Below are 18,651 nucleotides of genomic sequence, written 5' to 3' on the forward strand. Positions count from 1 at the left end.
TTCAAGGCGGCCCGGCGGCCAGCCATTGCTGCAACACCCGGTCGCGCTGCGCGGGCGGCAGGCGCGCCCATTGCCGCACGGCCGCATAGAACGCCGGCCACTGCCCTTCGCTCTGGCGAAACAGCGCGGCAAAGGCAGGCGTCCAATGGTCGTACAGGCCGAACGGCAACAGCCGCGCGTTGTTGATGGGCGCGGCCACCCAGGCGTCGTAGCGGTGGTCGCCCGGCCACTCGCGGTCGCGCCACTGGGCGTAGCGCGCGCGGAAGCCGGCGATCTCGCGCTGTTTGCCGGCGGCCATCGCGGCCTCGTCGGCGCCGCTGGCATAGAGCGCCTTCAGGCGATCACGCAGGTCGAGCACCAACTGGGTGAAGCCATCGTCCATCGCCTCGGCCCGCGCGTCCGGCGGCGGCAACCCGCGCGCCTGGCGCCAGGCGCGCAGTCCCTGTTCCTGCACGAAGCTGGCGAAGGATTCGTTGAAGGCGCTGTCGTCCTTCACGTAGATCAGCTGGTGGGCCAGTTCGTGGAAGATCGTGCCGACCAGTTCGTCGTCGTCCCAGCGCATCATGCTGCTGAGGATGGGATCGGCAAACCAGCCCAGCGTGGAATAGGCCGGCACGCCGCCGACGTAGACGTCGTCGCCCTCGGCCTTCAGCCGCGCCGCCTCGGCATCGGCCCTGGCCTCGGCGAAATAGCCGCGGTAGGCCACGCAACCGGCGAACGGGAAGCAATGCGTCACCGGCGCCACCGAATACGGCGGCGTGGCGAACACGTTCCACGCCACATAGGGCCGGTCGAGCTGGACGTAGCCGGTATAGCTGCGGTTGTCCGGCAGGCCCAGCGTGGTGACGGCGAAGCGCCTGGCCTGCCGGGCCAGCTCAAGTCGCCGGCGAAGCTCGGGGGCGGTGGCCGGATCGGCGATGACCGCGTCCACCGGGCGCCGCCGCCATACCAGCTCGCCCTGCCCGTGGGCCACGTGGGCGTAATAGCCCACCGTGCTGCAACCTGAGAGCATCAGGCCCACCGCCAACGAGGCGATGGGCCTGAGGAAGATCCTGCGATGGAGCGGTACGCGGCGTGGAAACGTCATGCCGCGATTGTGCCCGCAACCTTAGTGGCCGTGGCCACCCCAGCCGCCGTGGCCGCCGCCGCTGCCACCATGGCTGGCGCCGCCATGGCCGCCCCAGCCGCCGTGGCCGCCATAGCCGCCATGGCCGTAGTAACCCCGGCCGCCGTAATAACCCCGGCCGTAGTAGCCATGCCCGTAGTAGCGCGAACCGCCACCATACCAGACGCCGCCGATGCCCAGGCTTACGGCCGGGCCGTAGCCGTAGTAGCCGTAATACGGATAGCCGTAGGAATAGCTCGGGTAGTAACCGTAGTAGCCGTTGTCGTAGGTCACCCCGCTGCCGTAGTACGCATCGCCGCCACTGGTGGCGACCGGACGCACATAGCTGTAGTCGGGGTAGTAGTAACAGCCGGACAATGCCGCGGCAGCGAGCACCAGGGCAAGGCCGGCAAGCATGCGTTTCATGACTCAAGGCCTCTGCAAGTGACGGTTCAACGCTAGCCCTGAACCGTTGAGTGCGCACTGAATACCAGGCGCTCCGATGGCGGACATTTACCTGTCAGCCATGACCACCATACTCCGGTGGAAACAGCCACACGATGACGCCCTGCCCGCCAGCGGCTCAGAATCGTGGCTGGGCGAGCTGCGACAGGAAATGCGCCAGCACCTCCGGCCGTACCAGTACCGTGAAGATGAGGCCGAACCCCGCGCCCCACAAGTGGGCGCTGTGATTGATGTTGCCCTGCCCGCGCCGGTCCATGTAGATCGAATAGGCCACGTAGAGTACGGCATAGATGATCGCCGGCATTGGCAGCACGAACACGATGATGCGCGACCACGGCGCCAGCAGGATGTAGGAGAACAGCACCGCCGACACCGCGCCGGAAGCGCCCAGGCTGCGGTAGCTGGGATTGTTCCGGTTCTTCAGGCAGGTCGGCAGGATCGAGACCACTAGCGCCGCGATGTAGAACAGCGCGAAGCCCAGCGCCCCCAGCCGCACGGCGAAGAAGCCCTCCATCGAGCGGCCGAAGAAGAACAGCGTGATCATGTTGAACAGCAGGTGGTTGAAGTCGGCATGCACCAGTCCGTAGGTGACCAGCCGGTGGTATTCGCGGCTGCGCGTGATGGCCGGCGGCCACAGGATCAGGTCATTCATCAGGCGGGGATTGTTGAACGCCATGAAGGAAACGATGCAGGTAATGGCGATGATGGCCAGGGTAATCATGCGGCAGTCCCTACCGGACCAGAGAGGCAAAGAAGGCGCATCTTGGCCGGCCCGCGCATCGTTGTCGACTCGGCGCCTCGCGGAAAACCCGGGCACGACGCGGCGATCCGCACTATCATTCGCCGCTTCGCGCGTTTTCCCCCACGCCCATCTCCCCCATTCCCCATGTCGATCCGTTACCTGCATCTGGACGTCTTTGCTGCCACGCCCGGCGGCGGCAATCACCTGGGCGTCGTTACCGACGCCACCGGCTGGAGCGACGAGCGCATGCAAGCGTTCGCCCGCTGGACCAACCTGGTCGAGACCACCTTCCTGCTGCCACCCAGCCAGCCCGGGGCCAGCTATCGCGTGCGCATCTTCACGCCGCACAAGGAAATTCCCTTCGCCGGCCATCCCAGCATCGGCAGCGCGCACGCCGTGCTGCTATGCGGCCTGGCCACGCCGCACGATGGCGTGCTGTGGCAGGAATGCGGCGCCGGCGTGCTGCCCATCCGCGTCGAGGGCGAAGGCGCCGACCGCCGCCTGTCGCTGGAATCGCCGCATGCCGTGGTCGAGAAAACCGGGCGCAACGCGCACCCTCTGCTGCCGGCCGCGCTCGCCGGCATCAGGCTCGGCCAGCTGCCGCCGGCCTATGTCGCCGGCGGCCGCCACTGGTGGCTGGCCGAATGCGCCGACGAAGCCAGCCTGCGTCGCTGGCGGCCCGACCACGCGGCCATCGGCGCGTTGGCCCGGGCGACCGACAGCCTGGGCCTGTGCGTGTTCGCGCGCAGCACGCACCCCGACTACCAATTGGTGGCGCGCGCCCTGCCCGCCGGCGTGGGCATCGTCGAGGATCCCGCCTCCGGCGCCGCCAATGGCCTGATCGCGGCATATATCGCCCATGCCGAACCGGAGGGCCCGCTCGCACGCGGCTACACGGTGAGCCAGGGCCGCGAGATCGGCCACGACGCCAGCCTCGCCGTCCGCATCGAAGGCAACAGCGTATGGATCGGCGGGCGTACCAACACCATCATCGACGGCACGCTGCACTGGAATGGCGCGGCGTGAATCCGGCCGCGCGGATCTGGGTCGATGCCGACGCCTGCCCGGTGGCGATCAAGGAGGTGCTGTTCCGCGCCGCCGAGCGCGAGCAGGTGTCGGTCACCCTGGTGGCGAACCAGTGGCTGCGCACGCCGCCCTCGCGCTTCGTGCGCGCCATCCAGGTGCCCGGCGGCTTCGACGTGGCCGACAACGAGATCGTGCGGCGCGTGGAGGCGGGCGACCTGGTGGTGACGCAGGACATCCCGCTCGCCGCCGCGGTGATCGCCAAGGGCGCCCTGGCCATGCACCCGCGCGGCGAGCTGTATACCGCCGAGACCATCGCCCAGCGCCTGGGCATGCGCAACTTCATGGACGAGCTGCGTGGCGCCGGCATCGACACCGGCGGCCCGGCCGCCTTCCATCCGCGCGACAAGCAGGCCTTCGCCAACCAGTTGGACCGCTGGCTGACCCGGCGCCGCGGCCAGGCCCTGTAGGCGCACCCTGTGCGCGACCGCCGGATGGCGGCGTGACCTTGTCGCCCCGTCGCACACAGGGCGCACTCCCACAAGGGGACTTCAGAGCTTGCGTTCGTCCAGGTGCGCGCGGCGAGCGGCCACCTCGGCCATGATCGACCAGTCCACGCCCTCGTCGCCGGCGGCGAGCGCCTCCAGCAGGCTGTCGCGCAGCACGCCGGCCAGCGGCAGCGGCACGCGCTGGGTATCGGCGGCGGCCAGGGCCAGGCCGATGTCCTTGTAGCCCAGCGGCAGGGCGAATCCGGCGGGCGTGTAGCGCTGCTCGGCGATCAGCCTGGCGTAGCCCTGGTAGGCCGGCGCGGCGAACAGGGTGCTGGTCATCACTTCCAGGAAATCGCCGGCGCCCACGCCATGGGCACGTGCCAGCGCTGAAGCCTCGGCCATGCTCTCGATGGCGGCGCCGAGCATGAAGTTGCCGGCGATCTTCACCACGTTGGCGCGTTCGGGCGACTCGCCCAGCGGCCAGACGCGGCTGCCCATCGCCTCCAGCAGCGGGCGTACCCGCTCGACCACGGCGGCCTTGCCGGCGGCGAGGATATTGAGCTTGCCGGCGGCGGCCACGTCGGGACGGCCGAACACCGGCGCCGCCACGTAGTCCAGCCCGCGCCGCGCGTGCTCGCCCGCCAGTTCCGTGGCCAGCGCCACCGAGATGGTGGCGTGGTTGACGTGCGTCGTGCCCTTGTCCATCTCGTCCAGCAGGCCGCCGGCAAGAAAGACCTCGCGTACCGCCTGGTCGTTGGCCAGCATGCTGAACAGCACGTCGCCCTGGGCCGCGCGGTCGGCGCTGCGCACCACCTTGGCGCCCAGCGAGGCCAGTGGCTCGGTGGCGCCCGGCGAACGGTTCCACACCGTGACCTCGTGGCCGGCCTTGATCAGGTTGCTGGCCATCGCGCTGCCCATCGCGCCCAGGCCGATAAAACCGACTTTCATGGGGGTGTTCCTCGGGGATTGTGGAAAAGAGAGAGTTTAGGCGCTCAGGGTGTCCATCCGGTGCGAACGGGGATGGGTAGTGGGGCCCAGCGTTGCGACAACAGGCGGGCTCGTGCCCCGCTACCCATCCCCCGCTCAAACCACCTCGCCCGCCGCGTGTCCGGACGCCCATGCCCACTGGAAGTTGTAGCCGCCCAGCCAGCCGGTGACGTCCACCACCTCGCCCACGAAGAACAGGCCCGGCACATGCTTCGATTGCAGGGTGGACGAGGACAACCCATCGGTATCGACACCGCCCAGGGTGACCTCGGCGGTGCGATAGCCCTCGGTGCCGCTGGCCACGATGGGCCAGTCGTGCAATTGGGCGCCGATGTCGTCGAGTTCCGCCTCGCGGTACTGGCGCATGGGACGGCTGTCGAACCAGCGCTCGCACAATCGCTGCGCCAACCGGCGTGGCAAGGCGTCGGCCAGCACGTTCTTCAATTCGGCGGCCGGGCGCGCGGCGCGCTGCGCGCGCAGCCATGCGCCGGCATCGTGCTCGGGCAGCAGGTCCAGCCGCAGGTCGTCGCCTGGCTGCCAGTACGACGAAACCTGCAGGATCGCCGGCCCGCTGATGCCGCGATGGGTGAACAGCATGCCGGCGCGGAAGGACCGCCTGCCCACGCGCGCCTCCACCAGCGGCAAGGCCACGCCGGACAGGTCGTGGTAGTGCTCCTGGTGCTTGCCGCTGAGCGTCAGCGGCACCAATCCCGCGCGCGTGGGCCGCACATCGTGGCCGAACTGGCGCGCCAGTTCGTAGCCGAAACCGGAGGCGCCCATGCTGGGAATCGACAGGCCGCCAGTGGCCACCACCAGCGACGACGCGTGCACCTCGCCGCGCGCGGTGAGCACGTTGAAGCCCTCCCCGGTCCTGCGCACCCGCGACACGCCGCAATCGACCTCGATGCGCGCACCGGCCCGGGCGCATTCGTCCAGCAGCATGCGCACGACCAGCTTGGACGACTCGTCGCAGAACAGCTGGCCCAGCTCCTTCTCGTGGTAGGCGATGCGATGCTTCTCCACCAGCGCGATGACATCCCACGGCGTATAGCGCGCCAGCGCCGACTTGGCGAAATGCGGGTTGGCCGACAGGTAGCACGAGGGCGTCACGCCCAGGTTGGTGAAGTTGCAGCGCCCACCGCCGGACATCAGGATCTTCTTGCCCGGCTTGTTGGCATGGTCGACCACCAGCACGCGGCGGCCGCGCTGGCCGGCGGTGATGGCGCACATCAACCCCGCCGCGCCGGCGCCGATGACCAGTACATCCACTTTCACGAGCGCACCGCCTGCATAGCCTGCTCCAGCGTAACGGCGCATTATCCGACAGCGGGCGCCATATCGCTTAAACTCCGGCCTTTGAACCCGAGGCGACCTTCCCATGCCATCCTTCGACGTCGTTTCCGAAGTGGACAAGCACGAGCTGACCAATGCCGTGGACCAGGCCAACCGCGAGCTGGCCAACCGCTTCGACTTCAAGGGCTCGGACGCGAAGTTCGAGCTGGACAAGTTCGTGATCACGCAGAGCGCGCCCAGCGAATTCCAGCTGCAGCAGATGCTGGACATCCTGCGTGGCCGCCTGACCAGCCGCAAGATCGATATCCGCGCGCTCGATGTGGGCGATCCGGAAACCAACCTGGGCGGCTCACGCCAGAAGGTCACGGTCAAGCAGGGCATCGAGCAGCCCATCGCCAAGAAGCTGGTGGCGGCGCTGAAAGAGGCCAAGCTCAAGGTCGAGGCGCAGATCAACGGCGACAAGCTGCGCGTCACCGGCAAGAAGCGCGACGACCTGCAGCTGGCCATGGCCGTGCTGCGCAAGGCCGAGGTGGAGCTGCCGCTGCAATTCGACAATTTCAGGGATTGAGGCTGCCGAGCGTCATCCCGGCGCAGGCCAACAAGTGCCTATCAGCCAGCCAGCCCCGCGGCGATGTTCACGCTGATGGCGATGATGAACACATTGAAGAAGAACGCGATCACGCTGTGCAGCAGCGCCACGCGGCGCAGGTAGCGGCTGGTGATCTGCACGTCGGAGACCTGGAAGGTCATGCCGATCACGATGGCGAAATAGGCGAAGTCCCAGTAGTCCGGCTGCGGGGTGTCCGGAAACTCCAGCCCCTCGTGCTGCTTGCCGAAGTTGCCGTAGTAGCCGTGCGCGTAGTGCAGCGCGAACATCACGTTGAAGAACAGCCACGACAGCACGATGGTGGCCGCGGCGATGAGCAGCGCCTGCACGCCGCCGTTCTTGGCCGCGCCCAGCTCGGTGGTCAGGGCGAGTACCACGGCAAGGGTCAGCACCAGCGACGTCCACAGCACACCCCAGCGTCCGGTGTCCTGCTTGCGCGCCTGGCCGCGCATCAGCTCGGGCGTGGTGGTCTGCTTGAACAGCAGCGCCAGGGCCACTAGGTAGACCACCGCCGCCAGGTCGAAGCCCAGCAGCAGGGCCTTGAGCGGCTTGACCTGCAGGCCCTGCCACAGGCCCAGGCCCGAGACGAGGAACACCGCGGCGGCGGCGGCCAGGCGCGGACGCGCGCGCAGGTTGCGGAACGGAATCTTCCGGCGCGGCGTGGCACCGCCGGTTGGGGCATTCATGCCACCGCCCCCACGCAGGGCGCATGTCGCGTCGTCAAGAAGGTGCTCCCCATCGCCCGGAAACAGGCTTGCCGCATCTTAGCGCCAAGGCGACGGATTCAGATATGCAGGTCCTGGTACTCGGGATGCCGCGTCATCCAGATTTCCGAGTACGAACAGGCGGGATCGACCTTCCAGTGTTCCTCGCGCGCCGTGTCCAGCGCCGTGCGCACCAGGTTGGAAGCGATGCCGCGCCCGCCCACGGCGGACGGCACGATGGTGTGGGTGATCGTCATGACGCCATCGATGAGCGTGTAGTCCAGCACGCAGGGGACACCGTCGACCTTGACCTCGAAGCGATGCGTCCTTGGGTTGTGGCTGATCTCGGCGGACATGAAACGCATACCTCCGAAGCAAGGGCGCGCAAGAGTAGAACATCTTGCAGCGAACCCCGTGTGAAGGCCAGGGCTCGCGCTTTTCGCGTTTCTTGGATGCCTGTTTCGGCAGACTGCCGCAAACAAGCGCGGCACGCGTTTTCAAGCAGGGGAGCAAGACGAGCACCGCCTTCGATGCGCTGCCGGAAGGCCGGACGGCACCTTCAGCATCCGCCCGCGACGCAGCGCAGGCCCGCCGCCTTGCCCACGGCGCGGCGCGCACGCACGGCGTCGGCCAGGCGATCGAGCACGCCGACCGACGTGTTCCAGTCGATGCAACCGTCGGTGATGCTCTGGCCGTAGCGTAGCGGCTGGCCTGGCTGAAGATCCTGCCGCCCGCCGACCAGGTGACTCTCCACCATCACGCCAACGATGCGCTGCTCGCCGCCGGCCAGCTGGCCGGCGATGTCGTCGATCACCTTCGGCTGGTTCTCCGGCTGCTTGCCGCTGTTGGCGTGGCTGGCGTCGATCATCACGCGCCCCGCGAGGCCTCCCTGCGCGATCGCCGCGCAGGCGGCCTCGACGCTGGCCGCGTCGTAGTTGGGCGCCTTGCCGCCGCGCAGGATCACGTGGCAGTCCTCGTTGCCGGTGGTGGCTGCGATGGCGGTGCGGCCGTCCTTGGTGACAGCCATGAAGTGATGCGGCTGCGAGGCTGCCTGCACCGCATCGACAGCGATCTTCACGTTGCCGTCGGTACCGTTCTTGAAACCTACCGGGCAGGACAGCCCCGAGGCCAGCTCGCGGTGCACCTGGCTTTCGGTGGTGCGTGCGCCGATCGCGCCCCACGCCACCAGGTCGGCGATGTATTGCGGCGTGATCATGTCCAGGAATTCGCAACCGGCCGGCACGCCCAGCTCATTGATGTCGCGCAGCAGGCCGCGCGCCAGGCGCAGGCCCTTGTCGATGCGGAAGCTGCCATCGAGGTCGGGATCGTTGATCAGCCCCTTCCAGCCCACCGTGGTGCGCGGCTTCTCGAAATACACGCGCATCACGATCTCCAGCTCGTCCGCATGTCGGCGGCGCTGCTCGGCGAGCCGCGCGGCGTAGTCCAGCGCGGCGGCGGTGTCGTGGATCGAGCAGGGCCCGATCACCACCGCCAGCCGGTCGTCATGGCCGGCGAGGATGCGGTGCAGGGCCTGGCGCGAGCTGGCCACGGTATGCGCCGCGCGTACGCTCGGCGCGCACTCGCGCATGACCTCGGCGGGCGTGCTGAGCGGGGTGATGGCACGGATGCGCAGGTCGTCGGTGGAAGGATTCACGGTGGGGCTCCTGGGGTGGGGGTTTCCACTCGCGGCCCAAGAAAAAGGCCGCCAGTGGTGGCTGGCGGCCTTGTGGGATCTGGTGTCGTGTCTTTCAGGACAAGCGCGACCCACCCTCCGCCAGCGGCATCGGATAGCCGTAAAACCAAAAGTAATAGCTGGCGGCGTGGAAGGTCATGACGGCTAGGAATAGCACAGGCTTCCCGCTCGCGCAAAGGATGCATTTGAAACCAAGCGCTACACTCGTCTCCATGCGCACGCCATGGAACCTGCTGGCCCTGCCCGCCCGCGAACCAATCCGCCGCTGGGTACTCGGCGCCTTCCCGCGTGGCGGCGGCGGCCATGTGGACTACGACCAGCCGCTGGGCGATCCCGGCCTGTTCGGTCCGCGCAGCGCCACCTGGCGCGTGCACGCCGACTTTCCCGGCATGCTGGCCGGCGGCCTCGCCGCGCTGATGCTGCAGACGCTGCATCCGCTGGCGCTGGCCGGGGTGTGGGACCACTCCAACTTCCGCGAGGACCTGGTCGGCCGCCTGCGCCGCACCACTTCGTTCGTCAGCGGCACCACCTATGCGCCGCTCGGCCAGGCGCAGGCGTTGATCGAGCGGGTCAGGCAAATCCACGCGCAGGTGCGCGGCACCACCGAGGACGGGCGCCCCTATGCCGCCGACGATCCGCACCTGCTGACCTGGGTGCACGTCACCGAGGCCTACAGCTTCCTGCAGGGCTACCGGCGCTACAGCCATATCGCGCTGCCTGCCGGCGCGGCGGACCGCTACTACGACGAGGTGCGCCGCGTGGCCGAGGCGCTGGGCGCGCGCGAGGTACCTTCGTCGGAAGCGCAAATCCACGCCTATTTCCGCGCGATGCGCACGGAACTGGCCTTCAGCGGGCGCTCGCGCACCGTGCTGGAAGTGCTTTCGCGGGTGCGCCTGCCGGTGCCCGCCGCCGGCCTGTCGCGCGACGTGTTCCTGCGGGCCGGCGCGGCGCTGCTGCCGGACTGGGCCGACGCCCTGCTGCAGCGCTCGCCATTGCAGCGCGCGCAAGCCCGGCTGGCGGCCCGCGCGCTGTGGTCGGTGGCGCCGGTGTTCCGCCAGGCCCTGCACGATGGCATCGCTAGCCGCGCCTGCGCGCGCGTCGGCGTGGATCCCGGCACGCTGCAGCATTGGCACGTCTCGGGCGCCAGGCCTTGAACCTAGCTGCGTCCGATTGACACGCCGCGCCGATTCGCTAACGTCGCCAAACCGGACTGCCAGGGGGCCACGGTGGCGACGCTCATTCCATCCCGCAACAGCTGCCTGCCGCGCATGACCAGCGGCGAGAAACGCCTGTCGGAACGGCTGGAGCAGAAGCTGGAGGACGACTACCTGCTGTGGTATGACGTGGCCATCGGCCCCAAGCAGCGCCGTCCCGACTTCATCGTGTTCCACCCGCGCCGCGGCCTCCTGGTGCTGGAGGTGAAGGACTGGAAGCCCGGCACCATCCAGCAGGCCGACCGCACCTTGTTCACCCTGCTCACCGGCAGCAGCAGCGTGAAGGAGCACAATCCGCTGATGCAGGCGCGCGACTGCGCCAGCGAGGTCTACAAGGTGCTGGCGCAGGATCCCGCGCTGCGCCACCCGCCCGGCCATGTCTACGAGGGCAAGCTTCTGATGCCGTGGGGCTACGGCGTGGTGCTGTCCAACATCAGCCGCAAGCAGTTCGAGGCGGGCCAGTTGGAAGCGGTGATCCCCGCGCACCTGGTGATCTGCCAGGACGAGATGTACGAGTCGGTGGAACCGGAGGCCTTCCAGGAACGCCTGTGGGCGATGTTTCCGCAGGTATTCCCCACCGCGCTCACGTTGCCGCAGATCGACCGCGTGCGCTGGCACCTGTTCCCGGAGATCCGCGTGGAGCCCGGCGACGGCCAGTTCGGCCTGTTCGGCGCGGGCGAACACAGCGGCGCCACCAAGGTGGCGATCCCCGAGCTGATCAAGGTGATGGACGCGCAGCAGGAACTGCTGGCGCGCTCGCTGGGCGACGAGCACCGCATCATCCACGGCGTGGCCGGCTCGGGCAAGACGATGATCCTGGGCTTCCGCGCCATGCACCTGGCGCGTGCGCTGTCCAAGCCGATCCTGGTGCTGTGCTACAACAAGACGCTCGCCGCGCGGCTGGAACAGCTGATGGGCGAACGCGGGCTCAGCGACAAGGTGCAGGTCTACAACTTCCACAAGTGGTGCCGCAGCATGCTCACGGCCTACCACGTGCCGCTGCCGCCGAACGGCCCCCATTTCGCCGAGGAACTGCCGCCGGCGGTGATCGCCGGCGTGGACCGCGGGCAGATCCCGCGCTTCCAGTACGGCGCCGTGCTGATCGACGAGGGCCACGACTTCGAGCCGGAGTGGTACCGGCTGATCGTGCAGATGATCGATCCGAACACCAATTCGCTGTTGGTGCTGTACGACGATGCGCAGAACATCTACGGCCAGGCCAACCGCAAGAAGCTCAGCTGGAAGAGCCTGGGCGTGCAGGCGCAGGGCCGCACCACCATCCTCAAGCTCAACTACCGCAATACGCTGGAGATCCTCGCGGTGGCGCGCGGCTTCGCCAACGAGCTGCTGCTGGAGCGCGGCGACGACGAGGACGGCGTGCCGCTGGTCGCGCCCGAGAGCGCGGGCCGGCGCGGCGCCCTGCCCGAGCTGATCCGGGTGGAGCGCCAGGAGGACCAGTTGCCGGCGATCATCCAGCGCCTGCGCGACGAGCAGGCGCTGGGACGGCCGCTGTCGGACATGGCGGTGATCTACCGCAACAGCTGGGAGGGCGAGAAGTTGCACGAGGCGTTGCAACGCGCCGGCCTGCCCAGCCGGCTCGCCGAGGGCAACGGCAAGAGCGCGCTGTTCGTAGTGGAGGACACGGTGAAGCTGGTCACCATGCATTCCAGCAAGGGCCTGGAGTTTCCGCTGGTGATCATCCCTGGGCTGGGCTCGCTGCCCAAACCCGGCAAGGACGAGGCCGAGGAGGCGCGCCTGCTGTACGTGGCGATGACCCGCGCCACCGAGCGCCTGGTGATGATCCACCACGAGGATTCCATCTTCAGCCAGCGCATCCGCCACTCGATCAACGAGGTACAGGGCCAGCTGGCCACCGTGGCGTAAGCGGCAGGCCGGCACCCGCGCTGAACGCCGGCTGCGCGCCGGTATTGCTGGCCGCCGGCCTGCCCTCTACGCTTGGGACGGCGGCCAGGGGTGCGATGCCACACATCCGGTCGCCGCATCCTTGACGGCTCCTTCGCACCGAGCGCTGTCTGATCGGGCTGTCCCCACCGGGAGCGAACACGATGAAACGGATGTTGTGGTCCCTGCTGCTGGCCTTTGGCGTGGTCACGGCCAGTCAGGCGCAGGTCGCCAATGGCGTGATTACTTCCTACGTCGATCTCTATGCGGGTCCCGACGTGGGCTATCCCACCATCGCGCAGCTGCCCGCCGGCACCAGCGTCGCCATCCAAGGTTGCCTGGAAGGCTGGACCTGGTGCGACGTGATCACGCTGGGCATGCGCGGCTGGGTGGCCGGCACCTACGTGCAATACACCTACCAGAACCAGCCGGTGATCGTGGCCGACTACGGCCCGCGCATCGGCATCCCGATCGTCACCTTCTCGATCGGCGCCTATTGGGGCGCCTACTACAGCAACCGGCCCTTCTACCGGAACCGCAACTACTGGTACAGCCGTCCCTATACGCCGCGGCCGCCGCCGCGCCCGCCGGGTTACCGGCCCGGCTTCCGGCCGCCCGCGCCGGGGCACCGCCCGCCCTCGGGCCCGGCCCACCGACCGCCGCCGAACCAGGGGCATCGCCCCCCGCCGAACCAGGGCCATCGCCCGCCACAGGGCGCACGGCCACCGCAAGGCGGTCACCCGCCGCAAGGCGCGCGGCCGCCGCAAGGCAACCATCCGCCGCAAGGCGCGCGGCCACCGCAGGGCAACCGACCGCCGCAAGGCGGCCATCCGCCGGGCCACCAGGGCGGCCAGCGCCCGTCCCATCCACCCAGCCATGGCGACAACGGGCACTGAGAGCCTGTTTATGATCTCCGCGTGGCCCGCGCCGGGAGCTGTTTGCGCGCAGGACAAGGAAGAGCGAGGGAGTGTACGTCCGTACACGACCGAGCGATGACGCTGGCCTGGGGGCAAACAGACCCGGCCCGGAGGGTTGAGCCGGTGTGCCCACCAGGAAGCCGCGCGCGGCTCGACCTGACGGCCAGTCGGGCGCTTCGCCACGCACGACTCCCTGGCGGGCACACCGACTCAACGCGGGCTACGTGGAGATCATAAACAGGCTCTGAGCCGATTCATGCCCGCGACGGCCAGGGCCACCAGCCACGGCCGTCTCGGGCATACCGGTCCGCCGCCCGCTCGAAGCGATTACGTTCGCTGATCCCGCCGCACAGCGCGTACAGGGGCAGGAACAACGGGCCGAGCAGCATGTACTGGTAGACGTGGGCGCGCTCATGGTCGGCCAGTGAGATGCATGGCTCGACGGCGCGTCCGGCGCGATGCGCATAGGTCAGGCTGGGCACGTCCAGCGTCTCCCCGGTATGCAGGATAACGTTGCCCAGGGTGAGCGCGCCGCCCGGCCCTGGCCAGGGCATGCGGCGGAACGCCAGCGCCCGTTCCCGTGGACGCCATTGCGGACGCGCACCCCAGGCCATGCCGGCCAGTCCCGCCAGCAGGCCGAGCAGGCTATTGGGCAGGGTCCAGCAGGCGCCAGCCAGCAAGGCTGTATGCAAGGGCCTGGGATGCATATGTCCGTTCGCGGGCGCGAGGACTTCAGGAACTGCACGACAGCATGGAGCAGCCCGCCTTGTGCACGGCCCAGGCCGGGCGCTTTTGCGCATAACGCTCGTTGCCGGGCTGGTCGTCGTAGGGACGACGCATCACCTCCAGCAATTCGGCGATGCCCTCGTCATCGCCCTGCATGGCGCGGTCGATCGCCTGCTGGGCGAGATAGTTGCGCAGCACATAGCGCGGGTTGGCGGCGTTCATGCGGGCACGGCGCTCGTCGTCGGACAACGGGTCGTCCGCCAGGCGCGCGGCATAGCGCGACAGCCACGCGGTGAAGGCGGGTGCCGAGGATGCGTACCTGGCGTCGTCATAGAACGCCTCCCGCAGCGGTTCCAGCGAGGGATGCCTCCGGTCCACGTCGGCGAGCGCGCGGAAGAACAGCGTCATGTCCACTTCCGCCTCGGCGAGCAGGGCGTACAGGTCGCGCGCGAGGACCGTGTCGCCGTCGCGGCACTCGGCAAGGCCCAACTTGGCGGCCACGTTGCAGCGGTCCGCCTCGGCATAGGTGGCCGCGTAGTGGTCCAGGCCGGCTTGCAGCGGCCCGGTGCCGGAGAACAGCGGCGCCAGCGCCATGGCGAGCCGGCTCAGGTTCCACCAGGCCACGTTGGGCTGCTGGCCGAAGCGGTAGCGGCGGCGTCCCGCATCGGTGGTGTTCGGCGTCCAGTCCGGATCGAAGTTGTCGATCCATCCATAGGGGCCATAGTCGATGGTGAGCCCGAGGATGGACATGTTGTCGGTGTTCATCACGCCATGCACGAAACCCACCCGCATCCAGTGCGCCACCATCCACGCCGTGCGCTCGCACACCTGGGCGAACCACGCCGCATACAGCGCCTCGCCCTCGCCGCGCAGTTCGGGAAAATCGCGCGCGATGGTGTAGTCGGCCAACTGGCGCAACAGGCCGATGTCGCCGCGCGCGGCGGGCAGCTCGAAGTTGCCGAAGCGGATGAACGAAGGCGCCACGCGACATACGATGGCACCTGGTTCGTCCTGCGGATGGCCGTCGTAGAACATATCGCGCACCACCGTGTCGCCGGTGGCGACCAGGCACAGCGCGCGCGTGGTCGCCACGCCGAGATGGTGCATGGCTTCGCTACACAGGAACTCGCGCACGGATGAACGCAGCACCGCACGCCCGTCCGCGCCGCGCGAGTATGGCGTGCGTCCCGCGCCCTTGAGCTGCAATTCCCAGCGCCGCCCCGCGCCATCGATGGCCTCGCCCAGCGAGATGGCCCGCCCGTCGCCCAGTTGGTCGGCCCATACGCCGAACTGGTGGCCGCCGTAGTTGGCGGCATAGGGCTGCATGCCATCCAGCAGCACATTGCCGCCGAACACCTGCGCGAACACCGGGCTGGCGATGTCGGCTTCCTCCAGGCCCAGGGTCCGCGCCATCTCGCGGGACCAGGCGATCACGCGCGGCGCCGCCACGGGCGTCGGTTGCACGCGGGAATAGAGGGCGCCCAGCACCTGCCGTTGCCGGCTGCTTTCCTCCGGGTCGCCAGGCAGTTCCCGTACAAACGTGTTGTCGAATCGCAGATGGCGCATCGGTGCTTGATCCCGTCGAACGTGCTTGCCCGCCTGACCTATCCTGCGCGCTATCCGAGGCGGACGACGCATCGCGGACCAGGTCGTTCATGTTCATGAAAGTGATGACCGGCTTGCGGAAAACTTACGTTGTATTCAGTGCCAATTGGCATTTGTGCATGATGCGTGAAGCTGGTTAAAGTGCGCGCAACGGCTGCGACAGGGGCAGCCGGGAGAACGCACCACATGCACATGCTTCTTGCCCGTTCCGCCATCGAGCGCGGAATGCAGCTGGTAGCAGGGATGCTTGCCGCGAAGAACACGCAGGACGCCCATCAACAGGCCCCCCAGGCGCACGACCGCTTCCAGCTCGTGTCCTGGCAACCCGGCGCGCACTCGCGCCGGGAAGACGAACTCGCCCGGCGCCGCGAGTCCACCTTCGGTTGAACCCGGCCCGCGTCGTCACGCATCCGCTGGCGGCGGGGCGGAGAACACCTGCGCCACGTCCGCCGCGTTCAGCGCACGCCATTGCCCCGGGCCCAGGCCATCCATCGTCAGCGCGCCCACCGAGATGCGCGCCAGCGTTTCCACGTGGTTGCCCACCGCCGCGAACATGCGCCGCACCTGGTGGTAGCGTCCCTCGGTAAGCGTGAGTCGAACGCGGCGTGGCGCGAGCACGTCGAGCGCGGCGGGTTCCAGTGGCTCCTTCTCCGATTCGAGCATCATCGTGCCGCTGGCGAACAAGGCGCCCTCGTCGCCACGCAGGTCCTGCGCCAGCGTGGCCTCGTAGACCTTGGCGACCCGGGATCGCGGCGAGATGATCCGGTGCAGCAACGCGCCATCGTCGGTGAACAGCAGCAGGCCCGAGGTATCGCGGTCGAGCCGTCCCACGGTGGACAACGCGGGATCGCGCAGGCGATAGCGCGGCGGCAGCAGGTCGTACACCACGCGGCCGGCATCCTTGCGCGAGCAGGTCGCGCCCAGCGGCTTGTTCATCATCAGCACCAGGCCCGGCGGCGGATCCAACGGCTCGCCGTCGATGCGGATGCGCTCGTGCGGCACCTGGTCGTCGGCGTACAACACCTCGCCGTCGGGATCGGTGATGCGCCCCTCGCGGAACATCAGCGCCACTTCCTTGCGGCTGCCATAGCCGAGGTTGGCGATCCGCTTGACCAGCTTCATGCGTGCCCCCCACGCGCTTCGATCACCTTGAAGCCTTCCTGGTCCGCCACCGTGCGGACCTGCTCGAAACGCGAGGCCAGGGTGGCCTCGTAGGGAAGATGGCGATTGGCCACCAGCCACAGGCGGCCTTGCGGCCGCAGCGCATCGGCCGCGGCGCGGATGAAGGCGCGGCCCAGTTCCGGCAGGTCGGCGCGCCCCTGGTGGAACGGCGGATTGCTGACGATGGCATCGTAGCGATGCGGCAGACCTTGCGTCACGTCGTGCCAGTGCAGCGCGCCCTCCACCGCCGCGCCGCGCTCGCGGCAGGCTTGTTCCAGGTTCAGCCGCGCTGGCTCCAGCGCCCGCGCCTCGGCCTCGTACAGGTCGATCGCGCCGACGCCGGGGCAGCGCTTCACCACCTGCGCCGAGAGATAGCCATAGCCCGCGCCGAGATCGGCCACGCGCCCGACGAGGTCGGCCGGCAACTGCGCCACCAGCAGCGCCGAGGCCGCATCCACGCGGTCCCAGGCGAACAGGCCGGGCCGGGTCAGGTAGCCGGCCTCGTTGCGGCGCACGGCGTCGAGCGCCAGCCATGCCTCCTGCAGCGCAAGGTCCACGTGGTGGGTGGCCATGGTCCAGAACACCCGGCACTTGTGCTTGGACAGATGCCGCAACGGCCCGGCCAGCTGCGCCAGGTCGCTCTCGGCGGACTTGGCGCCTTCCGCGTTGGGCACGGCCGCCAGCACCACGCCACCCGGCGCGACGCGTTGCAGGGCGTGCGCGAACAGGGCGCGCGCCTCGTCGCGCTGGCGCGGTGGCAGCAGCAGCACGCATGCAAAGCGCTCGCCGCCGCCGGGCTCCGCCACCGACAGGCCGCTGCGCCGCAACGCATCGGCGAACGGCTTGAAGCTCTGCTCGCATACCCAGCCGGGCCGCGCCATCTCGCGCAGGCGGAACCCGTCGCGGGCACGCAGGAACAGCACGCGGCCATCCACCGGCAAGGCCAGTTCCCCCGACGCGAACGGAACGAACAGGGCCTCGAGCGTCGCATCGGCAGCGGAAAGCAGGGCTGGGGTCACGCGCAATGGATTCCGGCAAGGACGGCCGGCTAGTTTAGCCGTCCGCCGCATCCTGCGCCGGCCGCGGCAGGGCCAGCTCGCTGGCGAACTCGCGCGGCTTGCCGCTGAGCGGATCGATGAAGGCCAGACGCTCGGCCAGCAATTGCAGCGGCCGCGCGTAGTCGTCCCGCAACGGCTCCGCCAGCGCCGGGTAGAACGGGTCGTGCAGGATCGGCGCGCCCAGGGCGGCCATGTGCACGCGCAACTGGTGCTTGCGTCCGGTGACCGGCTGCAGCGCATAGCGCCAGTAGCGCTCCCTGCGTTCCAGCACGTCGAACCGCGTTTCGCTGTTGGCCTCGCCCGCTACCTCGCGCATGCGGAAGAACGGCTCGCCCGCCTCGATGCGCGTGCGCCGTACCCGCGGGAAATCCACCGCCGGCAGGGCCGGCGCCCAGGCCTGGTAGTGCTTGTCGATGCGGCGCTCGCGGAACAGCGCCTGGTAGGCCGCGCGGCTGGACGGATCGGCGGAGAACAGCACCAGCCCCGCGGTATGGCGGTCGATACGATGCAGCGGCACCAGGTCCGCGTTGCCGAGCGCGCGCGCCAGGCGGGCCAGCACGGTCTCCCGCACGAACCCGCCCGCCGGGGTCACCGGCAGGAAGTGCGGCTTGTCCACCACCACCAGGTGCGCATCCACGTGCAGCAGCGTCTCGTGGAACGGAATGGGCGCCTCGCCGGCCACCTCGCGGAAATAGCGCACGCACTGCCCCACCCGGTACGGCGCGTCCGGCGCCAGCGGCAGGCCGGCCCGGTCCTGCACGAGGCCGCGCGCGAAACGGTCCTCCCAGGCGGTGCGCCCGATCCGCGGAAACTGGGCACACAAACCTTCGAACAAGGTGCGCCAATCACCTGGCGGCAGGTGCAGCGTGCTGGCGGCGATGGACTCGGACATGGCGCAACTCCCGGACGGCGGCCCGCGTGCAGACCTGCCTCGCGCGGGGTGCCATGATGACATCCG

20 protein-coding genes are annotated in these 18,651 nt (G+C 69.0%); 7 read left to right on the top strand and 13 right to left on the bottom strand.

All coding sequences use genetic code 11. The features are described 5' to 3' along the window. Position 1: 1 nt before the first annotated feature. The 3 genes from MJ605_RS10550 to MJ605_RS10560 form a co-directional block, all read right to left on the bottom strand. Positions 2-1,012: an aminopeptidase gene (locus MJ605_RS10550; RefSeq protein ID WP_243041705.1), complete on the bottom strand. Its 1,011-nt coding sequence runs from the start codon at positions 1,010-1,012 to the stop codon at positions 2-4. 96 nt (positions 1,013-1,108) lie between these two features. Further along, entirely contained in the window at positions 1,109-1,531 is a 423-nt protein-coding gene (locus MJ605_RS10555; RefSeq protein WP_243041478.1) for a hypothetical protein, read from the bottom strand. A gap of 157 nt (positions 1,532-1,688) precedes the next feature. Then, entirely contained in the window at positions 1,689-2,291 is a 603-nt protein-coding gene (locus MJ605_RS10560) for a rhomboid family intramembrane serine protease (protein WP_243041479.1), read from the bottom strand. Between the two features lie 165 nt (positions 2,292-2,456). On the opposite strand from MJ605_RS10560, the gene MJ605_RS10565 reads away from it, so the two are divergent. Continuing rightward, the gene (locus tag MJ605_RS10565; RefSeq protein WP_243041480.1) at positions 2,457-3,338 is read left to right on the top strand and encodes a PhzF family phenazine biosynthesis protein; all 882 of its coding nucleotides are present in this window, start codon (positions 2,457-2,459) and stop codon (positions 3,336-3,338) included. Further along, positions 3,335-3,805, top strand: a complete 471-nt coding sequence (locus MJ605_RS10570; RefSeq protein WP_243041481.1) for a YaiI/YqxD family protein — start codon at positions 3,335-3,337, stop codon at positions 3,803-3,805. The genes MJ605_RS10565 and MJ605_RS10570 overlap by 4 nt, the downstream gene beginning before the upstream one ends. Before the next feature lie 81 nt (positions 3,806-3,886). On the opposite strand, the gene MJ605_RS10575 is transcribed toward MJ605_RS10570, so the two are convergent. Further along, positions 3,887-4,774 (bottom strand): NAD(P)-dependent oxidoreductase, encoded by an 888-nt coding sequence (locus MJ605_RS10575; RefSeq protein ID WP_243041482.1) that lies wholly within the window; start codon positions 4,772-4,774, stop codon positions 3,887-3,889. A 135-nt stretch (positions 4,775-4,909) separates the two neighbouring features. Then, positions 4,910-6,088, bottom strand: coding sequence for a BaiN/RdsA family NAD(P)/FAD-dependent oxidoreductase (locus tag MJ605_RS10580; protein WP_243041483.1), 1,179 nt, complete (start codon positions 6,086-6,088; stop codon positions 4,910-4,912). Between the two features lie 103 nt (positions 6,089-6,191). Here MJ605_RS10580 and MJ605_RS10585 point away from each other — a divergent pair, with 103 nt between their 5' ends. Next, complete coding sequence (locus tag MJ605_RS10585) at positions 6,192-6,674, top strand: YajQ family cyclic di-GMP-binding protein (protein WP_243041484.1); 483 nt, start codon at positions 6,192-6,194, stop codon at positions 6,672-6,674. A 41-nt stretch (positions 6,675-6,715) separates the two neighbouring features. Here MJ605_RS10585 and MJ605_RS10590 read toward each other — a convergent pair whose 3' ends face one another. The 3 genes from MJ605_RS10590 to MJ605_RS10600 form a co-directional block, all read right to left on the bottom strand. Further along, positions 6,716-7,399, bottom strand: a complete 684-nt coding sequence (locus MJ605_RS10590; protein WP_243041485.1) for a DUF1345 domain-containing protein — start codon at positions 7,397-7,399, stop codon at positions 6,716-6,718. Positions 7,400-7,497: 98 nt separating this feature from the next. Further along, a complete protein-coding gene (locus tag MJ605_RS10595; RefSeq protein WP_243041486.1) occupies positions 7,498-7,773 on the bottom strand; it encodes a GNAT family N-acetyltransferase in 276 nt (91 codons plus the stop codon). A 203-nt stretch (positions 7,774-7,976) separates the two neighbouring features. Beyond that, on the bottom strand, positions 7,977-9,071 hold the full coding sequence (locus MJ605_RS10600) for a 3-deoxy-7-phosphoheptulonate synthase (protein WP_243041487.1): 1,095 nt from the start codon (positions 9,069-9,071) through the stop codon (positions 7,977-7,979). Positions 9,072-9,322: 251 nt separating this feature from the next. Between MJ605_RS10600 and MJ605_RS10605 the strand changes: the two genes are divergently transcribed. From MJ605_RS10605 to MJ605_RS10615, 3 genes are all read left to right on the top strand, one after another. Further along, positions 9,323-10,264, top strand: a complete 942-nt coding sequence (locus tag MJ605_RS10605; RefSeq protein ID WP_243041706.1) for an oxygenase MpaB family protein — start codon at positions 9,323-9,325, stop codon at positions 10,262-10,264. Positions 10,265-10,336: 72 nt separating this feature from the next. Further along, the gene (locus MJ605_RS10610; RefSeq protein ID WP_243041488.1) at positions 10,337-12,208 is read left to right on the top strand and encodes a 3'-5' exonuclease; all 1,872 of its coding nucleotides are present in this window, start codon (positions 10,337-10,339) and stop codon (positions 12,206-12,208) included. A 182-nt stretch (positions 12,209-12,390) separates the two neighbouring features. Beyond that, positions 12,391-13,122: an SH3 domain-containing protein gene (locus MJ605_RS10615; protein WP_243041489.1), complete on the top strand. Its 732-nt coding sequence runs from the start codon at positions 12,391-12,393 to the stop codon at positions 13,120-13,122. A gap of 275 nt (positions 13,123-13,397) precedes the next feature. Here the strand turns inward: MJ605_RS10615 and MJ605_RS10620 are convergent, their stop codons facing one another. Next, on the bottom strand, positions 13,398-13,850 hold the full coding sequence (locus MJ605_RS10620; protein ID WP_425601001.1) for a hypothetical protein: 453 nt from the start codon (positions 13,848-13,850) through the stop codon (positions 13,398-13,400). 25 nt (positions 13,851-13,875) lie between these two features. Next, the gene (locus tag MJ605_RS10625; protein ID WP_243041490.1) at positions 13,876-15,435 is read right to left on the bottom strand and encodes a protein adenylyltransferase SelO; all 1,560 of its coding nucleotides are present in this window, start codon (positions 15,433-15,435) and stop codon (positions 13,876-13,878) included. Between the two features lie 225 nt (positions 15,436-15,660). Between MJ605_RS10625 and MJ605_RS10630 the strand changes: the two genes are divergently transcribed. After that, complete coding sequence (locus MJ605_RS10630; protein WP_243041491.1) at positions 15,661-15,861, top strand: hypothetical protein; 201 nt, start codon at positions 15,661-15,663, stop codon at positions 15,859-15,861. Positions 15,862-15,876: 15 nt separating this feature from the next. On the opposite strand, the gene MJ605_RS10635 is transcribed toward MJ605_RS10630, so the two are convergent. Genes MJ605_RS10635 through MJ605_RS10645 form a run of 3 tightly spaced genes read right to left on the bottom strand, consistent with a single transcriptional unit; the run spans position 15,877 to position 18,648 of the window. Beyond that, positions 15,877-16,596: a pseudouridine synthase gene (locus tag MJ605_RS10635; RefSeq protein WP_243041492.1), complete on the bottom strand. Its 720-nt coding sequence runs from the start codon at positions 16,594-16,596 to the stop codon at positions 15,877-15,879. Next, complete coding sequence (locus MJ605_RS10640) at positions 16,593-17,654, bottom strand: class I SAM-dependent methyltransferase (protein WP_243041493.1); 1,062 nt, start codon at positions 17,652-17,654, stop codon at positions 16,593-16,595. Before MJ605_RS10640 ends, MJ605_RS10635 begins: the two co-directional genes overlap by 4 nt. A 34-nt stretch (positions 17,655-17,688) precedes the next feature. Further along, positions 17,689-18,648, bottom strand: a complete 960-nt coding sequence (locus tag MJ605_RS10645; protein ID WP_425601002.1) for a pseudouridine synthase — start codon at positions 18,646-18,648, stop codon at positions 17,689-17,691. Positions 18,649-18,651 lie beyond the last annotated feature (3 nt).

Source organism: Dyella sedimenti (assembly GCF_022760995.1).
In the GTDB taxonomy this organism is placed as follows: domain Bacteria; phylum Pseudomonadota; class Gammaproteobacteria; order Xanthomonadales; family Rhodanobacteraceae; genus Dyella; species Dyella sedimenti.

Excerpts from the sequence above, each read along its gene's own strand:
- MJ605_RS10625 (WP_243041490.1), bottom strand. The coding sequence starts at position 15,435 with ATGCGCCATCTGCGATTCGACAACACGTTTGTACGGGAACTGCCTGGC.
- MJ605_RS10595 (WP_243041486.1), bottom strand. The coding sequence starts at position 7,773 with ATGTCCGCCGAGATCAGCCACAACCCAAGGACGCATCGCTTCGAGGTC.
- MJ605_RS10620 (WP_425601001.1), bottom strand. The coding sequence starts at position 13,850 with ATGCATCCCAGGCCCTTGCATACAGCCTTGCTGGCTGGCGCCTGCTGG.
- MJ605_RS10645 (WP_425601002.1), bottom strand. The coding sequence starts at position 18,648 with ATGTCATCATGGCACCCCGCGCGAGGCAGGTCTGCACGCGGGCCGCCG.
- MJ605_RS10565 (WP_243041480.1), top strand. The coding sequence starts at position 2,457 with ATGTCGATCCGTTACCTGCATCTGGACGTCTTTGCTGCCACGCCCGGC.
- MJ605_RS10605 (WP_243041706.1), top strand. The coding sequence starts at position 9,323 with ATGCGCACGCCATGGAACCTGCTGGCCCTGCCCGCCCGCGAACCAATC.
- MJ605_RS10575 (WP_243041482.1), bottom strand. The coding sequence starts at position 4,774 with ATGAAAGTCGGTTTTATCGGCCTGGGCGCGATGGGCAGCGCGATGGCC.
- MJ605_RS10585 (WP_243041484.1), top strand. The coding sequence starts at position 6,192 with ATGCCATCCTTCGACGTCGTTTCCGAAGTGGACAAGCACGAGCTGACC.
- MJ605_RS10550 (WP_243041705.1), bottom strand. The coding sequence starts at position 1,012 with ATGCTCTCAGGTTGCAGCACGGTGGGCTATTACGCCCACGTGGCCCAC.
- MJ605_RS10590 (WP_243041485.1), bottom strand. The coding sequence starts at position 7,399 with ATGAATGCCCCAACCGGCGGTGCCACGCCGCGCCGGAAGATTCCGTTC.
- MJ605_RS10560 (WP_243041479.1), bottom strand. The coding sequence starts at position 2,291 with ATGATTACCCTGGCCATCATCGCCATTACCTGCATCGTTTCCTTCATG.
- MJ605_RS10555 (WP_243041478.1), bottom strand. The coding sequence starts at position 1,531 with ATGAAACGCATGCTTGCCGGCCTTGCCCTGGTGCTCGCTGCCGCGGCA.
- MJ605_RS10635 (WP_243041492.1), bottom strand. The coding sequence starts at position 16,596 with ATGAAGCTGGTCAAGCGGATCGCCAACCTCGGCTATGGCAGCCGCAAG.
- MJ605_RS10630 (WP_243041491.1), top strand. The coding sequence starts at position 15,661 with ATGCACATGCTTCTTGCCCGTTCCGCCATCGAGCGCGGAATGCAGCTG.
- MJ605_RS10615 (WP_243041489.1), top strand. The coding sequence starts at position 12,391 with ATGAAACGGATGTTGTGGTCCCTGCTGCTGGCCTTTGGCGTGGTCACG.